The sequence below is a fragment of the Sorangium sp. So ce362 genome (assembly GCF_051519845.1).
Taxonomy (GTDB): Bacteria; Myxococcota_A; Polyangia; order Polyangiales; family Polyangiaceae; genus Sorangium.
The window spans coordinates 6,737,169-6,758,092 of record NZ_CP150332.1; the positions used below are offsets into that span (position 1 = coordinate 6,737,169).

General features: G+C 66.2%; 24 protein-coding genes. 7 read left to right on the forward strand and 17 right to left on the reverse strand.

The window, feature by feature from the left end; genetic code table 11:
* The first annotated feature begins 919 nt into the window (after positions 1-919).
* Entirely contained in the window at positions 920-1,120 is a 201-nt protein-coding gene (locus WMF17_RS25590; protein WP_437643739.1) for a hypothetical protein, read from the forward strand.
* A 151-nt stretch (positions 1,121-1,271) separates the two neighbouring features.
* Here the strand turns inward: WMF17_RS25590 and WMF17_RS25595 are convergent, their stop codons facing one another.
* Both WMF17_RS25595 and WMF17_RS25600 read right to left on the reverse strand, forming a co-directional pair.
* The gene (locus tag WMF17_RS25595; RefSeq protein WP_437643741.1) at positions 1,272-1,526 is read right to left on the reverse strand and encodes a hypothetical protein; all 255 of its coding nucleotides are present in this window, start codon (positions 1,524-1,526) and stop codon (positions 1,272-1,274) included.
* 42 nt (positions 1,527-1,568) lie between these two features.
* Complete coding sequence (locus WMF17_RS25600) at positions 1,569-1,814, reverse strand: hypothetical protein (protein WP_437643743.1); 246 nt, start codon at positions 1,812-1,814, stop codon at positions 1,569-1,571.
* 637 nt (positions 1,815-2,451) lie between these two features.
* Here WMF17_RS25600 and WMF17_RS25605 point away from each other — a divergent pair.
* Complete coding sequence (locus WMF17_RS25605) at positions 2,452-3,318, forward strand: hypothetical protein (protein WP_437643745.1); 867 nt, start codon at positions 2,452-2,454, stop codon at positions 3,316-3,318.
* 282 nt (positions 3,319-3,600) lie between these two features.
* Here the strand turns inward: WMF17_RS25605 and WMF17_RS25610 are convergent, their stop codons facing one another.
* A complete protein-coding gene (locus tag WMF17_RS25610) occupies positions 3,601-3,840 on the reverse strand; it encodes a hypothetical protein (RefSeq protein ID WP_437643747.1) in 240 nt (79 codons plus the stop codon).
* A 274-nt stretch (positions 3,841-4,114) separates the two neighbouring features.
* Here WMF17_RS25610 and WMF17_RS25615 point away from each other — a divergent pair, with 274 nt between their 5' ends.
* A complete protein-coding gene (locus WMF17_RS25615; RefSeq protein WP_437643749.1) occupies positions 4,115-4,558 on the forward strand; it encodes a WD40 repeat domain-containing protein in 444 nt (147 codons plus the stop codon).
* A 318-nt stretch (positions 4,559-4,876) separates the two neighbouring features.
* Here WMF17_RS25615 and WMF17_RS25620 read toward each other — a convergent pair whose 3' ends face one another.
* The 4 genes from WMF17_RS25620 to WMF17_RS25635 form a co-directional block, all read right to left on the reverse strand.
* Complete coding sequence (locus tag WMF17_RS25620; protein ID WP_437643751.1) at positions 4,877-6,463, reverse strand: chondroitinase-B domain-containing protein; 1,587 nt, start codon at positions 6,461-6,463, stop codon at positions 4,877-4,879.
* Between the two features lie 130 nt (positions 6,464-6,593).
* Positions 6,594-7,802 carry a tyrosine-type recombinase/integrase gene (locus WMF17_RS25625; RefSeq protein WP_437643753.1) on the reverse strand — a complete coding sequence of 403 codons (1,209 nt, stop codon included), beginning with the start codon at positions 7,800-7,802 and terminating at the stop codon, positions 6,594-6,596.
* A gap of 172 nt (positions 7,803-7,974) precedes the next feature.
* Entirely contained in the window at positions 7,975-8,217 is a 243-nt protein-coding gene (locus tag WMF17_RS25630; protein ID WP_437643755.1) for a hypothetical protein, read from the reverse strand.
* Between the two features lie 59 nt (positions 8,218-8,276).
* On the reverse strand, positions 8,277-8,774 hold the full coding sequence (locus tag WMF17_RS25635; protein ID WP_437643756.1) for an RNA polymerase sigma factor: 498 nt from the start codon (positions 8,772-8,774) through the stop codon (positions 8,277-8,279).
* A gap of 352 nt (positions 8,775-9,126) precedes the next feature.
* On the opposite strand from WMF17_RS25635, the gene WMF17_RS25640 reads away from it, so the two are divergent.
* The gene (locus tag WMF17_RS25640) at positions 9,127-9,399 is read left to right on the forward strand and encodes a helix-turn-helix domain-containing protein (protein ID WP_437643758.1); all 273 of its coding nucleotides are present in this window, start codon (positions 9,127-9,129) and stop codon (positions 9,397-9,399) included.
* A gap of 14 nt (positions 9,400-9,413) precedes the next feature.
* On the opposite strand, the gene WMF17_RS25645 is transcribed toward WMF17_RS25640, so the two are convergent.
* The 5 genes from WMF17_RS25645 to WMF17_RS25665 form a co-directional block, all read right to left on the reverse strand.
* Positions 9,414-10,019, reverse strand: coding sequence for a hypothetical protein (locus tag WMF17_RS25645; RefSeq protein WP_437643760.1), 606 nt, complete (start codon positions 10,017-10,019; stop codon positions 9,414-9,416).
* Between the two features lie 16 nt (positions 10,020-10,035).
* Positions 10,036-10,692 carry a hypothetical protein gene (locus tag WMF17_RS25650; RefSeq protein WP_437643762.1) on the reverse strand — a complete coding sequence of 219 codons (657 nt, stop codon included), beginning with the start codon at positions 10,690-10,692 and terminating at the stop codon, positions 10,036-10,038.
* A 3-nt stretch (positions 10,693-10,695) separates the two neighbouring features.
* Positions 10,696-10,998 (reverse strand): hypothetical protein, encoded by a 303-nt coding sequence (locus tag WMF17_RS25655; protein ID WP_437643764.1) that lies wholly within the window; start codon positions 10,996-10,998, stop codon positions 10,696-10,698.
* Positions 10,999-11,018: 20 nt separating this feature from the next.
* The gene (locus WMF17_RS25660) at positions 11,019-12,350 is read right to left on the reverse strand and encodes a hypothetical protein (protein WP_437643765.1); all 1,332 of its coding nucleotides are present in this window, start codon (positions 12,348-12,350) and stop codon (positions 11,019-11,021) included.
* A 188-nt stretch (positions 12,351-12,538) separates the two neighbouring features.
* On the reverse strand, positions 12,539-13,057 hold the full coding sequence (locus WMF17_RS25665; protein ID WP_437643767.1) for a hypothetical protein: 519 nt from the start codon (positions 13,055-13,057) through the stop codon (positions 12,539-12,541).
* Between the two features lie 11 nt (positions 13,058-13,068).
* Here WMF17_RS25665 and WMF17_RS25670 point away from each other — a divergent pair, with 11 nt between their 5' ends.
* Positions 13,069-13,440, forward strand: a complete 372-nt coding sequence (locus WMF17_RS25670; protein ID WP_437643769.1) for a hypothetical protein — start codon at positions 13,069-13,071, stop codon at positions 13,438-13,440.
* Positions 13,441-13,484: 44 nt separating this feature from the next.
* On the opposite strand, the gene WMF17_RS25675 is transcribed toward WMF17_RS25670, so the two are convergent.
* Positions 13,485-13,733, reverse strand: coding sequence for a hypothetical protein (locus tag WMF17_RS25675; protein ID WP_437643771.1), 249 nt, complete (start codon positions 13,731-13,733; stop codon positions 13,485-13,487).
* Between the two features lie 98 nt (positions 13,734-13,831).
* On the opposite strand from WMF17_RS25675, the gene WMF17_RS25680 reads away from it, so the two are divergent.
* Positions 13,832-14,176 carry a hypothetical protein gene (locus WMF17_RS25680; RefSeq protein WP_437643773.1) on the forward strand — a complete coding sequence of 115 codons (345 nt, stop codon included), beginning with the start codon at positions 13,832-13,834 and terminating at the stop codon, positions 14,174-14,176.
* Between the two features lie 487 nt (positions 14,177-14,663).
* On the opposite strand, the gene WMF17_RS25685 is transcribed toward WMF17_RS25680, so the two are convergent.
* The 4 genes from WMF17_RS25685 to WMF17_RS25700 all read right to left on the reverse strand — a co-directional run bounded on the left by WMF17_RS25685 (position 14,664) and on the right by WMF17_RS25700 (position 19,832).
* The gene (locus WMF17_RS25685; protein ID WP_437643775.1) at positions 14,664-16,409 is read right to left on the reverse strand and encodes a DNA primase family protein; all 1,746 of its coding nucleotides are present in this window, start codon (positions 16,407-16,409) and stop codon (positions 14,664-14,666) included.
* Positions 16,399-16,854, reverse strand: a complete 456-nt coding sequence (locus WMF17_RS25690) for an ERCC4 domain-containing protein (RefSeq protein ID WP_437643777.1) — start codon at positions 16,852-16,854, stop codon at positions 16,399-16,401. The genes WMF17_RS25685 and WMF17_RS25690 overlap by 11 nt, the downstream gene beginning before the upstream one ends.
* Entirely contained in the window at positions 16,851-17,126 is a 276-nt protein-coding gene (locus tag WMF17_RS25695; protein WP_437643779.1) for a helix-turn-helix domain-containing protein, read from the reverse strand. Before WMF17_RS25695 ends, WMF17_RS25690 begins: the two co-directional genes overlap by 4 nt.
* Positions 17,127-18,494: 1,368 nt before the next feature.
* Entirely contained in the window at positions 18,495-19,832 is a 1,338-nt protein-coding gene (locus WMF17_RS25700; RefSeq protein WP_437643780.1) for a hypothetical protein, read from the reverse strand.
* Positions 19,833-19,985: 153 nt separating this feature from the next.
* Here WMF17_RS25700 and WMF17_RS25705 point away from each other — a divergent pair, with 153 nt between their 5' ends.
* Positions 19,986-20,828: a DUF6602 domain-containing protein gene (locus WMF17_RS25705; RefSeq protein WP_437651390.1), complete on the forward strand. Its 843-nt coding sequence runs from the start codon at positions 19,986-19,988 to the stop codon at positions 20,826-20,828.
* Positions 20,829-20,924 lie beyond the last annotated feature (96 nt).

The following is a 20,924-nucleotide window of genomic DNA, read 5'->3' on the forward strand; positions in this document are numbered from 1 at the left end:
ACGCACTGGCCACGTTGGCACTCATCGGCTGTTACTCGCCGGTCTCCGACGATGACCTACCAGAGCGGGACCCGAGCAAGCTCATTCTGTTCTTCGGCGGCTTCCAGGAAAACGCACGGAGTTGCGATCCGGATGGCAAGCTCCTGTGGGAAGGGTGGACGGACTGGGGTGAGGATCCTGGGCCGGATCAATGCGAGCCTTGTGAATGTACGCCGGCGGCCTGCGTGCGACCGTCGGAGGTGTTCGCCAATACGTCGAGTTGCCCCGGTGGCACCCCCGTCGTCACGCTCAATGGCGGCACCTCCTGGGACGGTGCGTGCAAGGCGGGCCCCTCCTCGGTGACGAGCAGCGATTATGTTTCCGTGACGTTCGAGCCGCCGGCGCTCGCTGATTGCTCACCCGTCGCGCCAGTACCCGCACCGTCGCGAAAGAATCTGAGCTTCGTCCGAGCTTGCCTTCCAGGCACAAGCGAGATCATCCCGACGCTCTTCCGCGTGTGTTACCTTCCACAAGACAATGGAGAGTGCTGGCGAGGAAGACAGGCGCGTCTCGAGTTCCCGGTCTACACGGACACTCGCACGTGTACCCCGTGCTCATGCGGCGCGCCACGCGGGGGAAAGTGCACCGTGCAAACCGCGCTGTACAGTGATGAGGACTGCGTTGACAAGGTTGGCTCTGTCGCTATTTCCAACGCGGATTATCCGATTTGTACGCCGGAGATCGACGGAGAGATTGCGGCGATGCGGTCCGTTTGGACACAGAACGAGGCTGGCACCTGCGCCCCTTCGACGGATCCCACGATCGCGAGCGGCAAGCTGGAGCGCAGTGAAACGGCCGTGATCTGCTGCGACCCGTGGTAACGCGTCGCCGGGCGTCCTTCTTGGAGGCCGGCTCAGCCACGGCCGCCGTGGCTGGAGACGTGCCCGAGCTCGGATCGAGGCGGACGACGGCCGCGCCGAGCTCGCCGACGTCCGCCTCGACCTCCGCGCCAGTGTGCCCGAGGAGGGCGCCCGCGCCGCGCTCGCGCTTCTCGGTCCTCGTCGCCGGCATCATGCCCGAGCTCGGCCAGGTGGACAGCGGCGGCGCCGAGTTCGCGCAGCGCTTCTATCGGAGGAGATGATCCCTCGCCGAGGTGCGAGCCGCCCGAGGCCCCTCGGCGCGTATCGCCACAGTCGCGCCGCCGCGGAAGGGGCGCCACCAAGCTCGCCTCGAGCTCGTCGCCGTCCACGCGCCCAACTCGGCCACGTGGACGGCGGTCCGCCAGGGAAGGGCTACACCGGATCCACCCAAGTCCACACGCTCGAGAAGAGGCACATGTAGATTGTCGCCTCGCCCATCAACACCACGCTCATCGCCACATCCGGCACCACTTCGTTCCCGAGCTCCGGCGGGATCGGTCGGTAGCCGGGGTACGTGGCCTCGATTTCTTCAGCGCTCTCGCGCGCCACCGGTTCCCCCTCGGGGATTCCGGGGAGGTGGATCCCGTAGTATGGCCCGATCAGGGACACGTGGAAGCTGAGCGCCATTTCGTCGGTGAGCCAGATGCGGGCCGAGTACGCCGGGTCGGCCTACCCCGCCAACAGGCTGAGCGACTCGTTCTGAAGGCTGTGTCGATCCCCCAGCCTGTCGATCATGGCGTTCCACCTTGGGTACTCTGCTCGCCCGCGGTTTGGGGCTTCCACCAGGCAGCGGTACTCCTCCGTGTCGTCGTAGAAGGGCTCGTTGGGAGGCACGTGGATGCGCTCGAAGCAATGTACGCCCCGCGGGTAGAAGCGGTAGACGACATCGAGCAGCTCAGAGCGAGTTATCGTCATGGCTTCGTCACCTTGGCGCCGAGTCGCTTGTACTTGGATTTGAACGCAGCCTCCACCTCGGCGCGAGGCCTGAAGCAGAATATCCCCTGCGGTAGGTCGTAATCCATGCGGTTTGCGACCTCCTCCGTGATCTCCTCGCTGAGGCTGGCTGCACGGTCTGCATCGATTCGTCCATACATCTCAGTCCGTAGCGGCATGCCGATGGTAAAATCACAGGACCAGCCGGGCTCGCCTTCAGCTTCCGAAGCTGCGTTGAGAAATCGATGCCGAGCCGGGCGCATACCGCCCGGATCCCGACGAGCGGACGCGCCCCGTCTTGGACGACATCCAACTCGTCCCCGTGGAAGGTGAACGTCGTCAGGCTTGCCGCTGCGCCGCGCGCCGTGCTCTTTCTTTTCGTCGAAGCCTTTCTTTCGGCGGTCACGCCGCGGGCTGCGGATACAGCGCCGGGGCATTTGCTGCGGGTCGCCGTCCGCGCTCGCGCTCCGAGCGCACGTGGCCCGGCAGATCCCCTATTGCCAAGGTCGGCACTTTGGTCAAGCGATTAGGCGCTCCACGTGTTCAGTAGACGACGCTCCGTCGCGGATCGTAGCCTGGGACGATGGAGGCCGTGGAGAACAGGTGCGCCCGGTGCGACATGCAGGCGCCGGCCGGCGAGAAACACTGCGCGGCATGCCGGAGGGCAGAGGCCCCCGAGGACCCGCGGGCTGTGCTGAGCGCACTGGCCAGCGGTCCGAAGCGCGAGCCTACGCAGCCGGCGCGCAAGCCTGGGCTCACTGGACGAGGTCTCGGCTGCATCATCATCGTCGGCGCCCTGGTGGTCGCCCTGGTCGGCGTGGCGCTCGAGCGCCCGAACCGCGTGGGAGGAGGCGGCGCCCACCGACCGGCGACGCAGACCGAGGCACAGCGAGCCGACGACGCAGAAGCCGACGATGCCGTCCGCGTGCTCCGCGCCTACTACGGCATCGGACAAGCCGTCGCGGCAGCGGACTGGCGGTGGGCAAAGTGTCACGACGAGACGAAGGGGTTCGATCCACTCCTCGACTGCGCGAAGAGCGTCGGCGCGGACATCCAAGCGCTGCGCGCGCGGATCCCGGCGCCGGCCTTGGCGACGAGTTCCTGCGGCCACGAGATCGAGGGCGCTCACCGCCGCTACGTCGAGGCGCAGGAGCGATTCCACGCTGACGTGGTGGCGTGGCTCGAGAAACACCGGGCGGCGCTCACAGCGCCACTCAAGCGCGCCGCGCTCCCAGACGGCGCCTGCGACGCGGCGCCGAAGGCGTGCGAGGCGCAGCCAATCGATGCCTCCGAGAAGTATGGCCCAGGCGATGGGGCCAGCTACGCCCGGGTGAACGGCATCGAGTGCACGAAGCGGCTCTTCACCTGCGGCGCAGCCGACAACGTGTGCTTCGTGAACAAAGTCGCGTCTCGCCTTGGGCTCGGACCAGAGGCCAGCCGGTTGGGCGACCTGACGGTCGGTTCCACCGGAAGGCGGATCCGGTAGCACACACACGCCTACGTGACAGGCGGCTAGCGTGGCGGCCGTCGTGGCTCATGCGTATCCTGACCTCCTGTTGACGCTCAGGCTGGCTTATGGGTCGCCGGGCAGGCTAATTGATGGCCATTGCGGGTGTGCTCGGTTGCGATCCGGGACCGTGATGGCCATCTCTCGGATGCGCGGGGTGGGTCACCTCGTGATGGTCATCATCGCTCTTGACGGTCGACACCGGCGCCGGGCAGGTGCTCGGCCGCCGGCGCCGAGGGGGCACCGTCGTTTCAGCCGGCGTCAGATGCCGTCAGGCACCAAGTCGCCGACGATGCGCGCCATCATGTCGCGCTCGACGAGTTTCTTCTTTCGCCGCGCCGCCTCGCGCAGCGCGGCGGTGGCCATGCGGTCGATCTCGCGCAGGCTCGAGCCAGCCGCCTCGTGAAGCAGGGTCAGTGCGTCGGCGGTGAAGGCCTCGCGGTCGGCACCGGCGCGGCTCATCCGTAGCCGCACGTACTCGCCGGTATCGTCGGGGACCATCACACCGATCGACAGACGCCGCCTCCTCTGGCGCCACGAAGCTGCTCCCCTCGAGGCGCAGGAGCCGCGGCGCTGCGGGCATCCCCTCGCCTCGCACCGGGACCACGCGCTCGACCCGCCACTCCCCGGCGGAGCCTGCGACGAAGCTGACCCGAACCGGACTGCCATCCATCGCAGCCGGCGATGCGCCGACAGGCGTTTCGCCGCGGTTTCCGCGGGATGATCTTCCGTCGCCCGGAGCTCAGCTGAGGACGAGATACGAGTCGCCGAACTCGTGGCAAAGATACCCCGCCTGCTCGGCGTAGGCGTTGGTGCGGTGGAGCAGCGGGGCCGGCGGATCTACTCGGTGGCGTTCAGCCCCGACGGCAAGCGCATCGCCACCGGATCGCAGGACAACACCGTGCGGGTGTGGAACGCCGACGGCACGGGCGAGCCACTGGTCCTCCGCGCCTCCGATTCGCCGATCAACGCCGTGGCGTTCAGCCCGGATGGCCAGCGCATCGTCGCCGCGGCGGACGACAGGGTGGTGCGGGTGTGGACCGATCTCGAGGAGCTCCGCGGCGTCGACGACCCGAAGCTGTGGGCCGCGACCACCTACTGCATGCCGCTCGACCGGAGGACGGAGCTCCTGCGCGTGTCCGAGGCCGCCGCCAGGGCCAGCCGGGAGGCCTGCGTGCGCCGGGTCGAGCAGGCGCGCGCGGCTACCAAGGGGCCCTGAATCAGGGGTGGCTCGGGAGTATCGGCGGGGAGTCGATGGCGCTGGCGCTATTGGCGTGATCTGCTCCATGTACAATTTCTCCGATGAGAACGGCATTGAACGGTCACCCACGTATCCGCGGAGCTCCTGGGGCACATGGGGTTGAGCACGGTGGGGCTGGAGCTGATCGCCCTGGATCGGCAGATGCGTCAGGTTGATGAGGCGCAGCTCTCCGACAAGCGCGAAGAGATCCGCATCCCCCCTGGAAAAGTGACGCTGTATCAGCAACTCATCCATGCATCGAGGAGGCCGCGTTCACTCCACAGCCTGCGGGGATTATCACGGCCTGTGGCGCTTGGGGCGGCCCCCGCGAAGCGCCGCGACCGCCGCCGCGACGACGAGCGCCGCGAACGCCCCGTGGCCCGTCCGGCCGCTCGTCTCCGGCGCACCGACGACGCGGCAGCCGCAGCCGTCGTCCTCGGCGGCGGCGCCGTCGCCGCTGCCGCCGGCTCCGCTCGTCGCGCCCGGACCCCCCGAGGCCGTCGCGCCGCCGCTGCCGTTTGCGTTGCCGCCGCTCGCTGCGCCGCCGTCTCCGCCCGGGCCGCCACCGGTGCCGGCGCCGCCGCCAGAGCCCGCGGGATCGTCGCCGCCCTGGCCGCCGCCGCTCCCGCTGCTCGAGTCGCCGCCGAGGGGCGGAGGCACCGTCTCGCAGTCGCCGAGCGAATGCTCGAGAGCGCCGAGGGTGGTGGGGCCGTCGGGCCGATCGCGCAGGCAGTAGTCGTCCGGCACGTCGGCGCGCGCGGTGCCGGCGCCGATCCACGCCGAGACGTCGCCGAGGAGGCGCAGGTCGCCGGCCTCGGGGTCCTGATACGCGGCCAGGAACGTCTCGAGCGCGATCTCCTCGACGTTGGTCCCGGCGGTGAACGAGCCGCCGTCGCGCCCACGGATGCGCCCGCTGACCAGGTTGCCGTCGGCCTCGCCGGTGCTCGACGCGTAGCGGAAGTCGATGCCGGTCGTCGCGACGAGGGTGTTGTGGAGCAGGCGCGTGTCCGCCGACTTGTTGAGGTAGATGCCGACGTCGCTGCAGCCGACGATGATGTTGTTCCGCATCAAGCCGTCTGTGTGCTCCGGATCGCACGGGACGTCGGCGTCGAAGGCCGGAGCGCAGTACTGGTTGCCGGTGCCACCGCCGCCGAAGGAGAGACCGATGCGGACGCCGCCGGTCTGCACCGCGTCGGAGCAGAGGACGAGGTTCTGCTCGAAGACGCCGCGGTTGCCGCCGCTCTTCATGAACGCGCCGTAGCTGATGCCGTTGCCGCCGTTCTTGTGGAAGTCGGCGATCACGTTGGCGCGGACGACCCAGTCGTCGCCGGTGTCGATGTTGAGCTTGGTGACCGGCGCGTCGGTCTCGCGAGGCGACGTGTCGCGGATCTCGTTGCCCTCGACGAGGCCGCGGTGCGGGATGACGTAGCTGCCGTCGCTCAGCGACGCGTTGACCTTGAGCTGCGAGCTGAAGTCGATGATGCGGTTGCCGCGCAGGACGAAGCCCTCGGCGGCGCCCACGACGTGGAAGGCGTGCTCGCAGCTGCTGTCGTTCGCGCAGGCGCCGTGGATGTCGAGATCCTCGAAGCGCCAGTGCGCGCCGCGGACGATGAAGCCCTCGAGCGAGTCGAGGTCGATGCGCGCGCCGTGGGGGTTCGCCGCGCGGACGACGATCGGCGCGGCCTCGGTGCCCATCGCGTTGCAGCCCGCGCCGGGGATCGCGTACGTGCCGTCGGCGAGGACGATCTCGTCGCCGGCGGCGGCGGCCTCGAGCGCGGCGAGGAGCTCATCGGCGTTCGCGACCGGGACGATCTCGGCCCGGGCGGCGGTGGTGAGGAGGAGCGAGGTGGAGACGGCCGCGAGCGAGAGGGGGAGGGTTCGCATCGCGGCGAAGAGTAGTCACGAGTCTCGCGCGATAGGAACCCTCCGGGAGAGGTTCGAGGCGCGCGCCGGCGCGCGAGGTCGATCGCGGGGCGCGTCACGGGGGCCAGGAAATCCAAACGCGATCCGAAGGTCAATCTCCTCGTAGTGGCCGTCCCGCCGTGCAGCCACGCTGCACGCGCTGGTGGACACAGAGAACCTTACGCGATCCGCATCCCTCCTGGAAAGGAGACGCATTCGCTTCATTTTCCGGGGTTTCTGCGTCGTCCTGACGATTGCCTGACGAATCGTCGTGGCCGTCGTCGCCCAGCAAGGTGGCGGGTAGCGGAGGGAACACCGGCTCGAACCGGCCGGCGAGTTGCTCGGCCTCCCGGACGTAGCGCTGCGTCGTGACGAAGGCCGCGTGGCCTGCCCGGCCCATGATCTTGAGCGGGTCATCGCCGCGGATGGCCATCCACGTCACGCCTGTCGCGCGGAGGTCGTGGAACGTGATGGGCTTCCGTGTCGCGTCATCCGCGAAGAGCTCGGGCCGGGTGACGCCCGCAAACGCCAGGAAGCGGCGCAGCCTCGCAGCCAAGGACTGACCGCATACTATCCGGATCACCCGCGCGTCCGGGTCGGCCTTGCCCTTCATCGCGCGCAGCAGCGGCATCAGGTTCGCCTCGATAGCGAACCTCCGGGCGAGCCTGCCCTTGGTCGACTTCTCCTTCGCGCGCAGCCGATCGATGCCGCGGTTCACGTTGATCACGCCGTGGTCGAGGTCGACGTCGCTCCACCGCAGTGCTTCGAGCTCCCCGGCGCGCAGGTACAGGTAGACAGCCAGCGCGATGATCCGGCGCCAGTGGAGCGGCACTCGATCGCTGTTCATGAGGGCCAGGAACTCGGAGGGGTAGAGATAGCTCTTCGCCCGCTCGACGCCGCGGTCCGGACCGACCACATCAGCGCAGGGGTTGTCATCACGCACGCGCAGCGCAGCGATCTTGGAGCGGTGCGAGTCCTTGAACATCTTGCTCATAATGATCCACACGCGCTGCATGGTCTGCCAGGAATGCGAGCCTGCGGAGACCTTGGCGTCCAGCGTCTCTACTACCGCTTCGATCTCTGTGCGCTTGACATCGGCGATCGGCTTCTTGCCGATGGTCGGCTCGATGTGCGTCTTGAAGGCGGACGCGTCTTTGTTGATCGTCACGAGCCCGCGCTTGTCGCGAGCGGCGTTCCAGCGCCCGAAGTACTCGGAGACAGTCTCGCCAGGGCTGACCGCCGACGCGTTGCCGCCGTGCTTTGGTCTCAGCTCCAGCCCTTTCGCGTTCTCGCTCCAATACTTCGCCTTCTCCCTCGCCATCGCCTCCGAGCAGCCAGCCGGAAGGTGGTAGACGGGACGACTCCCATCATCCAGCGTAACCCGGACGTCCCAATGATCTCCATGTCGAAAGACCGTGCCAGTTCGTTGACGTGCCATGTTGTCTATTCCCTGTAAATATGGAAGCTCATCTCGGTTGGATATTGCCGCCGCGTCATCGCGTCTCGTCCCGCTCGCGACGCACGAAGAACCGCTCGATGGCGTCGAGCACCTGCACGGCGCCGCGTGCCTCTGCGACGAGCACGCGTTCGGCGTGCGTCTTGGCGTTCATCTGGGCGTCAAGCACGGCCGTCCAGAGTTTCTCGCGGTTCCATGGCCGGACGGGGAACGGGAGGAGCGCCAGCGCGGCCTCTGCGACGGCGCTCAAGTCCGCCTCGGTGAGCACGACGTCTGTCAAGATCGGCGTGGGCGGCTTCGGCAGCTTCCTGCGGGCGCGCCTCCGCTTGGCTCGGTCGTTCATCGGCGCCTCCGGAGTTGGAGGGCCAGCGCCTCGCGGGCGAGGCGGAGACGGCTCGCCGCGGTCCCCGGGCGCATGCCGTTGGCCTTGGCGAACGCGACGAGCGAGCGGGGATCGTCGACCGCGAGCAGGATGTCGCGCTGCCAGGGCTTCAGGCCCTCGATGGCAAGCAGAGTCTCGCGCGCGGCGACCTGCGCTTCGAGGCTCGGCCCAACAGGCTCGCGGAGCAGCCCGAGCGGCTGCGCGTGGAGTACAGCACGGCGCACCCACGCGCTCCCGAGATAGTGCCCGGTCTTGCGCCACGCGATGCCGTAGAGCCACGCGCGGAGCGCCTTGCGGGCGTCCTGCGTGGGGTCCGGCCGGTACATGCCCCGACGCACGGAGTTCCACGCCCCCATGAGCACCTGCTGCTCCACGTCCGGGTGGTCGCGCCGCGGCACGCCGCTCGCGATGAGCACGGCGACGATCACGGACCGCTCCGCAAGGATCGCCTCCATGCTCGGATGGGCCGCAGGATGCCGCCTCGCGGGGTCCTCATGCTCGGCACCCGCGCCGCGGCTGGTTTCGGTGCTGGACCGCCGTGCTCGGCGGTGAAGGAAGCGATCGGGTTGATGGGTGGGGCTGTCGACGGACAGCCCGATCTTTTGGCCCTTTTCGGGCCGCGGACGTAACTTGCCCATGTCGGACCTCGCGCAACGGGGTTCCGGCCACGCTCCCCGGTCGGTTGGCGCCGACGCGGGGAGCACTTTTTTTGCAGCCTCCAGCGTACGCTCCAGCATTTTTGTTCGTCAAGAAAATACGGCACAGTAACACGTTTTTGCGTAAGGAACGCACAGCTACGCCGGCAGCGTGGAACCCCTGGAACTCGAGACGCTGCTTCTCTACATCGCCGCGAACATCCGGCGGAATCGGCAGCGACTCAGCATGACGCAAGAGGCACTCGCGGAATCTGCGGGTCTCGATCTGCGGTACCTTCAGCAGATAGAAAGCGGGCGGCAGAAGATGAGCATTGAAGCTCTCCTGGCGATCGCCAATGCCCTCGAAGTCGCTCCGGCGACTCTACTCCGCCCCGCAACAATGCCTGAGGTCAAACGAGGTCGTCCGCGGAAGGCGCCAAAGTGACAGGCGCCTTTCGTTCACGGTCGCCGCTGGTACCTCCGCGCGTCGCTCTCCGCTCCAAGCCGAGCTAGCGCTGCAACGGCGTCGTCGTCGGACATCCCCGGCTGTCCCGACATGATGCGGGCGATCTTTTCGCTGGTCGTGAGTCCGGCGAGCGGGGAGGCGTGGCCGACGAGCCGAGCATGCTCGGCGCGCTCCGCTTGCTCGTCGCGCCCGGCGCACTCCTTCGCGATCGCCGCGCTGTGGATCGCCTCGTATACATCCGCGGCACCGTGCTGGCCGGCAGCACGCAGCTGAGCCAGTCTCGCGAGGTGCGGCGTGTCGATCGGCGTCGTCGCCATGGCCGGCGTGCGGGCGTTCGCGATCTCCGTGGCGAGCGCGCGTGCGCTGCGCTCGGCTTCGATCGCCCTCGCGTGGATCGCCTCGTACATCGTCGCGATGGTCATCTTCCCATCGGCTTTGAACCTCTCCAGCTGATCGAGGTGCGACGCCGGGACGAGGTGCGGCTCGATGCGATAGCCGTTGTCTCGGGCGAACTTCACCGCGGCGTCGGGCTGGCCATTCGCCACGAGTTCATAAAAGGCGCTCATCGCCATCGGGCTGTTCTCGATGTTCTCGCTCATGTGCTGCTACTCCTACTCAGTCGAAAAAGCCGCGGATCTTGCTCCCGCTCTCGTCGAGATCGGCGCGCAATCCGTCACTGACGTGCGGCTCCACATGCGCCTTGACCCACGCGATGAAGGACTCGGAGCAGTCGGAAGGCTGGACGTAGAAACCGCGCGGGTACTCCGGTGTTGTGGAGGCAGTCACCCGACGAGCCAACTCGAACTCCTCATCCTCCATCATCCGCTGAAAATCCCTCCAGCGTTTCGGCACCTCGCGGAGGTGCACCGCCGTGCGCGGTGGCTCCTTCGGCTTCGGCCAGAAGCCTCCCGTAGCGTCGGGGCGCGCCCATTCGATCGCAACGACCTCGGCGTGCGCCGCCCGAACCCATGCGGCGAAGCTCGGATCAACCATCGACGGCGTGACGTAGAACGCAAGCGAGATGATGCGCCGAGCTTCGATGAAGCATGCCTCCATCTTCTGTCGCGCCTGCCGCTGCTCCCAGGTATTGCGCTCAGCGCTCGCGAGGTGCCGGATGCCCTTGGAGATCAGTTCGTCAACGCGCGTGCGGGCAGCAAAGTGTTGGTTGAGCGGCACGCGCGCGATCGTCGGGCTCGACGTCGCCACGACGTCACACGTCACGTCGGCGTCGATGCCCAGCGGGCGCAGGTCAAAGGTGCGTGTTGTGAGCATGCATCACCTCCAGGACTCGTCGGCGTCGTTGTAAAAGCAGTCCCAGATCACTGGGTTGCAGTACTGCCGCATGTACGCCTTTGCCTGTTCGCGAAGCTCGGCGGGGACATCCGACGGGCGAACGAAGCAGCCATGATCTCGCACGTATCCGAAGGCTTTGCGATAGTCCCGCGACACTGGCTGCGCGTTAAGGATCTCGATGAAGCGATCGTAGACATCGGACCAGTCTTGGATCGGCTCGCGCGGTGGCGTCGGGTAGAAATGCTCGCGCTGGCGCGGGTGCGTCATGCCATGGGGAAGTGCCATCTACTTTATCTCCTGCGGCATCAAAGGCCGCGATCAGACCACGTAACGAAGTTGCGCCCGCTCGGCTTGCGCGTCGCGAGCGGGGACATGCTCAGTGCGCCATCGGAATCCGCGATCGCGGCGGTGAGCAAGAGGGCGGCGTAATCATCATGTCCGGTGCGGGCGCCGTATGTGAGCGCGCCCGTCGTGGTAAACTTCTCCGAGAACGCGTGGAGCTGTTTCCGTATGGTCTCGTGAGGTGCGATCGTGATGACGCCATCACGAAGCCACCCGCGGATCAGCCCGACGGCGGCCGTCTTGTTGCTGTTGGTCCAGTCGTACGCCGTGAACTTATAGCCGCGCGTCGCGAACGCCGCTTCGAGCATGAGAGCTTCGCGCTGGTCGGACACGACGCGGCGAATGGCGTGCTCCTCGCAGACTCCGCAGAGTCGATCCACGACGTCATCGCCTCGCATGTTCTGCCAGAACGCGCCGTCGATACCGCCGATCTCTTCGACCTGGAGGAAGGGGTTGATCTGGCCGGTGTAGTCGTCTCGCACGATCCGGTTGCCGCGCGCGTCGACTACGTACGCACAGCTACCCGCGATCACGCGCCCCCATTCGTCGGTGAGGTCGGTCATCGCGTACGCCGTGACAGGAAGCAGCGGCCACGACCACCCGACGACGGCGTACGTGAACGAGTCGTTGCGCCCGCTTGACGGGTCGAGCACGAGGACGCGCTCGCCAGCGTGGTACGAGCAGCCCGGATCGCGGAACGCTCGATCGACGGCATCGGGGTCGAACGCGGCGGAGATCGCAGCCTGGGGAAGCGCCCGGTACTCGCGCGCCCACACCCGCGCGTCAGGCTCAAGCGCGCGCGTGTCCTGCTCCGAGATCGACGGGTTCGCGGTCCACGTCGGCGCGTACGCTACACACTGCGTCGACGTCTCGCCCTGCTCGCACGCGTCGTAGTGAGCATCGAGCGTGGACAGCGGCGACGACGAGAGAAAGAGCCGCGCGCGAGGCTGCGTCGCCATTGTCGGGCGGAGAGAAGCCAGCACTTCCTTGGCCGGGTTGGCTCCCGTATCTCGGTCCTGCCACTTTGCCACCTCGTCGCAGATCGCCGCGATCGCGGTGAAACCGGAGACCCCCGCGATCGATGCGGCGAAAACCTTGAACGCGACCGGCGCGCCGTCGTCGCGCTGCAACTCGATCGCCTCTCCGGCCTTGCGGAAGTCGACGCCGAGCGCGCGGAGGATCGCCTCGATGGTCCGCAGGCGTGCCGCTGCCTCATCACGCGAGGTCGACACGATCGGCACCGTCCCAACGTCGCCAGGCGGGATGTGGTGCTCGCCGAAGAGCGCCTCGACCACCGCGACGCGGCAGAGGGTGGACGACTTGCCTCCCCGGCGTCCGACGCGAAGCACGAGGGTGCGCCGGCCGGAGAGGTAGAAGAGTTCGAGGGTCGACCACCACCAGGCGGAGATCGGGGGGAAGCCCTGCGCTGCGAGCTCAGCGTCGACGGCGCGGAGATGGTCGAGGATGCGGCGGCCGTGGTCGCTCACTGCTCGCTGTCGCCCTCGGCGTGCTCGTTCAGTCGAGCCGCAGCACGCTCGCGAACGCGATCGAGCGCCGTGCGGCGGCTGGAACCGCGCGCCTTTGCTTCGCGAGCGGCGAGTTCCCATGCGGCAAGCTCGTTCTGCCGCGCCTCAGCGGCGAGCGCGGACGCGCGCTTGAGGAGCTCCGCATCGCCGATAGCGGCCCCTTGGTTTTGGAGGTAGCGCGACGATGCGAGGGCGAGCGCGGCAGACTCGACGAGCGCGCCGACGCCGGCCGAGATCGTCCCGCCATGCGCCGCGGCGAGTTCACGCCGACGATGCGCGCCGTAGCGCCGTCCCCAGCGGGCGAACGGCTTGAAGGCCTCGGAGGTCGAGTCGATCCCACCGACACCCCCGAGCGGACCGGCGCGGAGCCGTCGCGCCCGTGCGGCCGTGTTGCCACGGGTGAAGCGACCATCAGAGCCCCGATCAGAACGGACCGTTTTGGTGCCCTCAGCGGGCGGTAGTTCGTCGGGCGGCAAGACCTCGATGTGTGGGCGCCCTCGACCTTGGCCATGTCCAGATCGAAGCGCCATCACGCGACCTCAGCGGTGGCGGCTGCGCGGCTGAGCTCGTCCCGCATCGCACGCAGCCCGCGCACGAGGGCGGAGCGAGCTACAGCGGAGCGCTTGACGGTCAACCCATCCCGCGACATCAGCTCCGCAACCGCCTCGATCTCGGTGCGGAGCTCTCCATCGATTCGAAGGTTGAGATTATCTTGAAGCACGTTTCTAGACATTGTTTCACCAGTGTTGTTGCGCGCATTGATGACGCCACGAGCGACGAGCGCTCGAAGAGATCGGCCAAGATGCCGCGGATGCAGTCGACGCAACCGGCGCAACGACAGCCCGTCCGGTTGCGCTGAGAGCGCGACGACGATCGCCCGCGGTGCGCTCCCGATGCCGCGGCTCAGGAGCGCCGCCCCATGGGGCAGAAATGCGTGGCCTGCTTCACGGCTATCGCGGCGTACCGCGGTTGCTCAACTGGTCTCGGAGACCAGTTGCGAGCCGTCAAGGTGACGAGGGTCACCTCCGAGTCCGGAACGCCATCAGCAGCGACGGGCTGCTCGCGGGAGGCAACGACGAGCGCCGGGAGGACGAGCGCGATCTCGGCCGCCAGCACGGCGAGGGCGGCCAGCACTGCGACGACGAGCGCCAAGTGGACGCGACCTCGACCAGCGCCGCCCAGCCGCCGCAGGCACCCTCTATGAGGCCGCAGGCGGGCCGAGCGGCTGGCACCTCGACTCGACCCACGGCGTGCGCTCGGTCACGTGGTCGATTATCGGTACCGATGAAACTACAACCGCCGCGGACTACACGCTGAGCCAGAGCGGCTCCGTCGGGCAGACGGTCTCGTTCACCGCCGGGTCCGCAGGGACTGCCGGCATCCTCCGCGCCGCGATGAACGGCGGCGTCGACCTCCAGACGGAACTCGCTGACGAGAGCACAAGGGCGACGGCCACGCATGCAACCTCGGAAGTTCCGAAGTTGGGCGGCACCGGTAGCCGAGCCATGGGTCAGGACGTCGACATCGCGCGCCGCTGCTCCGAGCTCGATCACCGCGAGCACCGGCGCGGAGGTGCCGATCGAGCCGCTGGCTGAGGTGTCGGGTTGCGCCGGCCCCCCTAGGATGGGACGCACAGCGCGCCGAAATGCCTGAAAATCAAGGCTTTGCGCGATCGAATCGTCAGGGCGAAGTGTCAGAGCATCGCGCGGCTGAGCTCCGCCGAGGTCGAGGGCGCCATGCAGAGCGGCTCCGCCGACCACGAGGGCGCCGAGGTCGAGGTCGGCGTCGCGATCGAGCCTGCGGCGATCCGCAAGCGCGTCCGCGGGACACCAGCACGACCACCCAGTCGAGGGACACCAGCACCAGCCCGAGCGCCACGCCCGATGCCAGGGGGGCCGGCGAGCAGCGGCAGTGCGGGGCGTGCGGCGTTCCGGGATGGGCCGGTGCGGCGCCGGTTCACCTCGACCGGCTGTAGGCATGTAGGCAGAACGAGGGGGCTGTTTCCATAAACCTCTCTGGTGCTGACCCGTCCACTTACCTGGAGGAAGTACCCGGATCTGGTCCCTACAAGTGCCTACGTGCCTACAAGCCTGCATCGCCGGCCCCTTCCTGCCGGTCGTCGCCTTGGTGGCGGAGCCCGATGCCGCGCCAGACGTCCCGCGGGGTTCTGTGTCCCTGGACGCGCTTCGTACCCTCACCCGCGCCGAGGTTTCGGATCCGATCCGCGAAGCGTTTGGACCCGAGCGGGTACTTGTTACCGTTGTCCTGGCACCATCGATCGTACTCCCGACGCAGCGCCGCTTTCTCCACCCATACCTCCGGTGCGACGACGCAGCGCGCCTCGAAGAAGTCGCGCAACGGATCGTTCTCGGCGCGGTAGGCCTCTGTCGCTCGCGTGATCGACGCCGGCACATCCAACCCTCGCTCCCGCCATTCGCGGCACCCGCGCACCGCCCAGGCCAGGATCGCCGGACCACCGATCGCCGGATCGAGTAGCGCTGCCTTGACCTGCGGGTCGCGCTTCTCCTTTGGAACGGTGTGCTCGAACGGGATCCGGAGGATGCGGCGCCAGATCGCGGCGTCATCATCCCGCACGCGCGGCGCATCGTTCGCGGCCAACCACAACTTGAAGGCCGGCTTAAACTCGAAGGACTCGCGGTAGAGGTACCGAGCCGTCACGGTGTCGCCGCCGGTAAGTTGCTTGACCAGCCCTTCGGCGAGTCGCTTGCCTTCGTCGACCTCGATCGAGAGCACGAGGCGAGCGCCCGCAAGCCGCGCGATGTCGTTGCGCGGACCGCCCGAGTCACGTCGGGCGATGAAGGTCTCGAAGTCTGCCTTCGCCGCATACTCGCCCATGGTGATCTTCAGCGCTTCGAGGAACGTCGACTTTCCGGAGGCCGGCGGACCGTGGACGAAAAAGAGTACTTCCTCGCGGACGTCGCCGGTCAGCGTGTAGCCTGCGGCGCGGCGGAGGAACCCGATCAGCTCCTCATCGTTGCCGGTTAGGTCAGCGAGGAAGCGATCCCAGATCGGCAGCTCCGCGTCTGGCTCGAACGCGACCGGAACGATCCGGCGCATCATGTCGCGGCGGTCGTGGTCGCGCAGCTCTCCGGTGCGGAGATCGAGCACGCCATTGCGGCAGTTCAGAAGCCAGGGATCGGCGTCGAAGTCATCGGGCTCGGCGCGGACGATGGGCTCCGTTTCAGCAAGGGTGAGCATTGCCTCGATGCCGCGCGCCGACTGAGACTTCCTCGCCCAGGTGAACAGCGCGGTCGCTTCCTTGTGCTGCGCCTTCGCCCTCGCCACCTCGTCGTCGTCGTGCGCGCGCTTCACCTGCTTCGCGGCCTCGCTCATCGCGAGCCCGGCATCCGTGAGCAGGCGGCGCGTCGTCTCCTTTGCGAGCTCTGCCGCCGTGGCCCGATCGCAGCACCATCGCGAGCCGGTCCAGGTGTGCCAGCCGCCGAGCGCACCGACATGGCGCAGATCGCGACCGTACAGGGCAACGAGGCGCTCCGCGTTCGCGAGGTCGCTGTCCGCAGCGGTGCCCTGCCTCAGCGTCACGATGACGTGCCGCGACCCGTTGCCGTTCGCCGCACCGTGTCCGGTTGGCGTCCCCGCGGGCACCATCGATGTGCCGCACGTATCGAGCCAGAGTCCGTCGCCGCGCGAAATCGGCTCGTCGTCGCCGGCCTGGTCGGCGTCTGCCTTCGCGTCGCCGTGGTCGCTCGGCTCGCTCGGCGCGACGTCGTTCGCCGCGCGCGCCTCGTCGTCGTGGTGCCGCTCCGGTCCGGCCGTCGATGGCTGTGCCGAGGTCGGTTCAGCGTGCATCCCGCACCTCCGCGCGCTTCCGGTGAAATCGCGAGAGAATCAGCGCGGCGATCTTCTCGGCGGACTCGCGCGAGCCTGCCCACGTGGTGCTGATGCCGTAGTCCTGCTCGATGGCGAGCGCACTTGCGATCACCGCCTGCGGCATCGTCTTGCTGCGGTAATGATGCGCCCAGACATCGGGGACGCCGGCCTCCACCAGGATCGTCTTGAGCTCGTACGAACGAAGCCGCTCGCACTCACGGAGAAAACGGCCGCGCTCCCACGTGACGCTCTGCACGAAGTCGTCCAAGCTCTTCCGCTCGATCGCGACGACGCTCTCGAACCCGGCGATCGAGTAATCGCCCGCGGGCAGCGTCGCGTGCTCGATGCGGAGGGCACCGCCGAACGTCCACGGGCGCTGCTCGCGGGTGTCGATGATGATCGTCATGCTGTCCGCCTGCTTCATCGCGACGGCCTCCGGGGCTGAAGGGACGCGAAGAAGGCGCCGTCAACATCGTCGCCGCTCTGCGCCTTCGGCTTCGGCGTGCGCGCTTGCGTCGCGATCCACGCGTCGACGTCCGCCTTCCTCGCCATGAGCTTGCGGCCGATCTTGAAGCTCGGGAACGCGCCCGTGGCTGCTGCGCGCCGGAAGGTCGTCGGCGCCATCGGGCACGACTTCGCGTCGTAGAACTCGGCGCCGGTGTCGCGAACAGCGTTCTCGTTCGCTACATGGCGCATCGAGTCGATCAGGTAGCGAGCGATGGTGGCGAATGCTTTGGACAGTTCATCCTGGGTAACAGCTCTTCTCAATGACACCTCCGAGGAACAGCACGATCCACAAGCGCGGCGCGCCCGACGCATGGCCCCGAGCCTCACGACGGGTCCGGACACGCGGCCCTCCTGGCCGACGGCAACAGCGGACGCGGCCAGGCGACCGAAGACGAACGAAGCGACAGCAACGGGGCGCCCTCGGCTGAGGAGCCACCAGCGCCTGACGCCGGTCAGGGACCGGCGCTGGTCGAGGTCCTCCGCGCTCCGACGCCCTGCTGGTCGACCCAACGCCGGCCGCGCCGTCGGGGTGCGCCATGAGAGCGAGCCGAGCGGCGGGGCGGGGCGCCGGGCTATCCCCGACCGTGGCGCCGGACAGCGGCCGACGGCGGCCCCTTCCTTAAACTATGGAGCTCGAGATCGAAGGTGGTGTGATTCGTTGCGATGCGCAGCCCTGAGGTCCAGCGACTCGGTCGACCTGCCCCACGGTCCGGTGCCTGCCGGTCGACCAGCGCCGGCCGCGCGATCTGGAGCGCGCCACGACGAGCTGAACGACGGGGCAGACGCCGGAGGCCCCTCGCCAATGGGCAGGGACCGAGGGCCTCTCCTAGATCATGGAGCTCGAGATCGAGCGGGTTGTGATCCGTTGCAGGACGGAGAGTTGGGGTCCGGCTCGGTCGAGGCGCCCACGCTCCCACGTCCTGCCGGTCGACGCTGCGCCGGCCGCGGTCCGAGGCGCCCCACCAGGACGAGTCGAGCGGCGGGCAGGAGCGCCGGGCTACTCCCGGACCGCGATGCCGGGCAGGGAGCCGAAGCGGGCCTTCCTTAGATCATGCAGCTCGAGATCGAAGGTGCTGTGATACGACGTGCTGCGGAGAGCTGGGGTCCGATGCCGGTCGAGGTGCCGACGCTCCGGTGCCCGTGCTGGCCGACGCTGCGCCCGGCCTCGCGACCAGGAACGCGCCACGAGGACGACCCGAGCGACGGGGCAGACGCCGCGCTCCCCGACCGTGGCGCCGGCCAGGAGGCGAAGGGGGGCCTTGTCATGGTCATCGGCGGTCGGCGCAGGACACCCTGGATCGATGCTGTTGGCTTCGCTGCATCGGGTTCTGCGGCCCCGAGGCTGTGTGCTATTTCGCACGAATCGCGCAGCAGGCGCATACAAGCCGAGACTTGCCTCGGGCCAATACGGTCATCTAATCCGGCGAGCACAAGGCAAGTCAGCCCAAGTTCTGATAGCAAGCGACTATCATGCACTAGACCTAGAATCACAACAGCGCGCCACGAAATATATTTATACAACCACAGTGGTATTCACGTATGCGCAACCGCAAATTCTCACTGATTATCCGTCAAAAGGCTAACTTGCCGTGGCGACAGCATGTCGAAGTCGAGGGCCAGTCGCGCCAGTGGCCTTGGGCTATAAACCGCAGCATTTCCCTGCGTCGACTTGCTCACGAGGCCCTTCGCCTGCAACGGCTGTAGTACAAGCTGAATGAAGTGCGGCGCGTTAGGAACGCCATATTCCTTGCAATCCTTAGGCCGTGCAGACTTTCGCTCACACATTAATCGGAGGATACGTCGCTCACGCTCGTCAAGCTCAAGTCTTTGCACCTGTCGGTACACGGATTGCTTCAACATATTTTCAGCAGTTTCCGGCGGAACATTCTGCAGTCGCGGAAACTCAGCGATGGCGTCAGTAATGATTTCATCGGCCATCTTGAACACGTACCTGATTTCGCCCGCAGATGCATGAAACAGTTTCTGCAGTAACCCTTCTCCAATGGGGGCAACAGCATCGTCTCGAGTCCTAAAGTGGTCAATTCTGGCTTGAATAGCAAGATTGAAATCATCCCACGATAGCCCCTCCAATGTGGTCTCTGTTCCTTTGATGCGCTGGGCAACACGAGGGGCCTCGGCGTCGATAAGATCAAAAAGGCCCCGTTGTCCGATCAGAACCCACCAAACCCCATTAGCGGCAAATAGCGTATCTCTGTACTTATTAAGAAGGCTTACAGTTTGCTCGGAGTCCACCATTTCAATATTGTCGATAGCGACTATTAATCCCCTGTATTCTTGGCCGGCGATGGCTGTCGTGGCCTTTGCGAGTCGCTCAAGCCGGTTAACGAGTTCGTTTAACGATGCGCTCTCTTGTGGAGCCTGCGTAGTGGCCGGCGTCCTCGGACTTACTTGGAGAACCGCGGTTGCCGTTTCTACTGTGCCAAGTGGACGCGGCGCGCCCGGTGTGGAGCCGAGCCAATAGAGCGTTCTGGAGATTTCGTCAGGAACCGTTACTCGGAAGTGTTCACACGCATGCTTAATTGAAAGAGCGGCCGACTCGATAATCCTAACCAAAAATTCCTGGTCTGACTGAGTTGATTCTAGCTGCACCTTGCTGAACGCAGGAAGAAGTCGAGGCGGATCGTATTCCAGTCCGAAGTCCTTCTTGCCCGTCATGCACAGATATTGGCAAACATTCAAGAAGCTCGTCTTCCCCGTGCCGATGTTGCCGCCCACAATCGTGATTGCCCCGTTGGACTCGTCCCATTTTCCAACAAGGCGTCGAATCTCGGCCCCTCGACCCACGAACAGGTCGCTTCCTTCTTCCGAGATATTGATCGGTGTTGTGAAATATGGATTCTCCTTGAATCCAAGACGTACCCAAAGACCGCTCATGGTGTGCCCTTCCGCCAGTGCGTCCGTTTACGCTATTAGACGTTGGTATCCTGGGTCCTGTCAATGTGAGCCCGTGGCACAGCTATGCCTACAGTGTGCGCCTATCATTTTTGGCTTGTGCAGAGCGGGCGAGGTCGACGACACTGAGGAGTGATGCTGTATGACGGCTGGGTGGAAGACATTGCCAAGCGTTTTCAACGCAAGCTGGATGAGGTTGCTGCGGACTATAACTTTGACTACGGAATCGAGTTTGAGATTTCTCTGGCCGAGGTGTTGAGGCAGGTACTGCCGGAGCGCGCTGGGGTTTGTCGAGGGTTCGTTGTAAGCCGTGATGGCCAAAAGGCAGGTGATGATATCATCATTTATGACAAGTCCCGATTTCCTACGTTGCGCTCACTCGGCGGGCGACTAGAAAGAAAGGAGCGTGTGCCTGCGGAAGCGGTTCTGGCTTACATCGAGGCAAAGTATACTCTTGGTATCGATGGGGACGGCGGTCAGAGCCTTGACAAGGCATGTCGTCAGCTTGAGCTCGTCAAGCGATTGCCACGTTTCTCAGGGGCGGGTAGTCTGAGTCCATGGTACACTGCTATTATTGCCAGGGGCTTGAGAGGCGATAATTCGTGTGCCGGAGGGCATGCCGAGCAGCTGGCTCAGCGGACGGACATGCTTTCATTAGGATTGTGTGCTGTTCCTGATGTGATTCTAGCTGGGCAAGTGATTGCCTTGCCGGCTACGATCGCGCGAGATGCCAATAGAATCACTAGTGTACACATTCGCCAAACTAAAACCGCCGAGACCGAAACCGTGTTCGTGGAAGTTCCGGGGCATGCATTTGGAATAGCTGTTCTTCATCTGTTGTGGTCGATCGGTGGAGCGGACAACGTAGGAATGCCTTGGGAGGACATGATCGTTGAAGCGCTAGGGGGCGAGAGCGCCAGGATTTTTGCGGTTCTCGCACAGCCGGGCACATCGCTTGAGCATAGTTGGGCTCGCTGATGTGGTCGCAACACAGAAAGGTCATCCGGTTCGTCGTCTTACGCTTCGTCTGCGCTCTACGCTGTGTTTCGACAAGGCAAACTTGCTCGATGGCGC

What these genes read in the sequence shown, in the direction of transcription:
- WMF17_RS25595 (WP_437643741.1), bottom strand. Translation starts at nt 1,526, where the DNA reads ATGGCGCTCAGCTTCCACGTGTCCCTGATCGGGCCATACTACGGGATC.
- WMF17_RS25600 (WP_437643743.1), bottom strand. Translation starts at nt 1,814, where the DNA reads ATGACGATAACTCGCTCTGAGCTGCTCGATGTCGTCTACCGCTTCTAC.
- WMF17_RS25605 (WP_437643745.1), top strand. Translation starts at nt 2,452, where the DNA reads ATGCAGGCGCCGGCCGGCGAGAAACACTGCGCGGCATGCCGGAGGGCA.
- WMF17_RS25610 (WP_437643747.1), bottom strand. Translation starts at nt 3,840, where the DNA reads ATGGTCCCCGACGATACCGGCGAGTACGTGCGGCTACGGATGAGCCGC.
- WMF17_RS25620 (WP_437643751.1), bottom strand. Translation starts at nt 6,463, where the DNA reads ATGCGAACCCTCCCCCTCTCGCTCGCGGCCGTCTCCACCTCGCTCCTC.
- WMF17_RS25625 (WP_437643753.1), bottom strand. Translation starts at nt 7,802, where the DNA reads ATGGCGAGGGAGAAGGCGAAGTATTGGAGCGAGAACGCGAAAGGGCTG.
- WMF17_RS25635 (WP_437643756.1), bottom strand. Translation starts at nt 8,774, where the DNA reads ATGGAGGCGATCCTTGCGGAGCGGTCCGTGATCGTCGCCGTGCTCATC.
- WMF17_RS25645 (WP_437643760.1), bottom strand. Translation starts at nt 10,019, where the DNA reads ATGAGCGAGAACATCGAGAACAGCCCGATGGCGATGAGCGCCTTTTAT.
- WMF17_RS25650 (WP_437643762.1), bottom strand. Translation starts at nt 10,692, where the DNA reads ATGCTCACAACACGCACCTTTGACCTGCGCCCGCTGGGCATCGACGCC.
- WMF17_RS25655 (WP_437643764.1), bottom strand. Translation starts at nt 10,998, where the DNA reads ATGGCACTTCCCCATGGCATGACGCACCCGCGCCAGCGCGAGCATTTC.
- WMF17_RS25685 (WP_437643775.1), bottom strand. Translation starts at nt 16,409, where the DNA reads ATGCACGCTGAACCGACCTCGGCACAGCCATCGACGGCCGGACCGGAG.
- WMF17_RS25690 (WP_437643777.1), bottom strand. Translation starts at nt 16,854, where the DNA reads ATGAAGCAGGCGGACAGCATGACGATCATCATCGACACCCGCGAGCAG.
- WMF17_RS25695 (WP_437643779.1), bottom strand. Translation starts at nt 17,126, where the DNA reads ATGCGCCATGTAGCGAACGAGAACGCTGTTCGCGACACCGGCGCCGAG.
- WMF17_RS25700 (WP_437643780.1), bottom strand. Translation starts at nt 19,832, where the DNA reads ATGAGCGGTCTTTGGGTACGTCTTGGATTCAAGGAGAATCCATATTTC.
- WMF17_RS25705 (WP_437651390.1), top strand. Translation starts at nt 19,986, where the DNA reads ATGCTGTATGACGGCTGGGTGGAAGACATTGCCAAGCGTTTTCAACGC.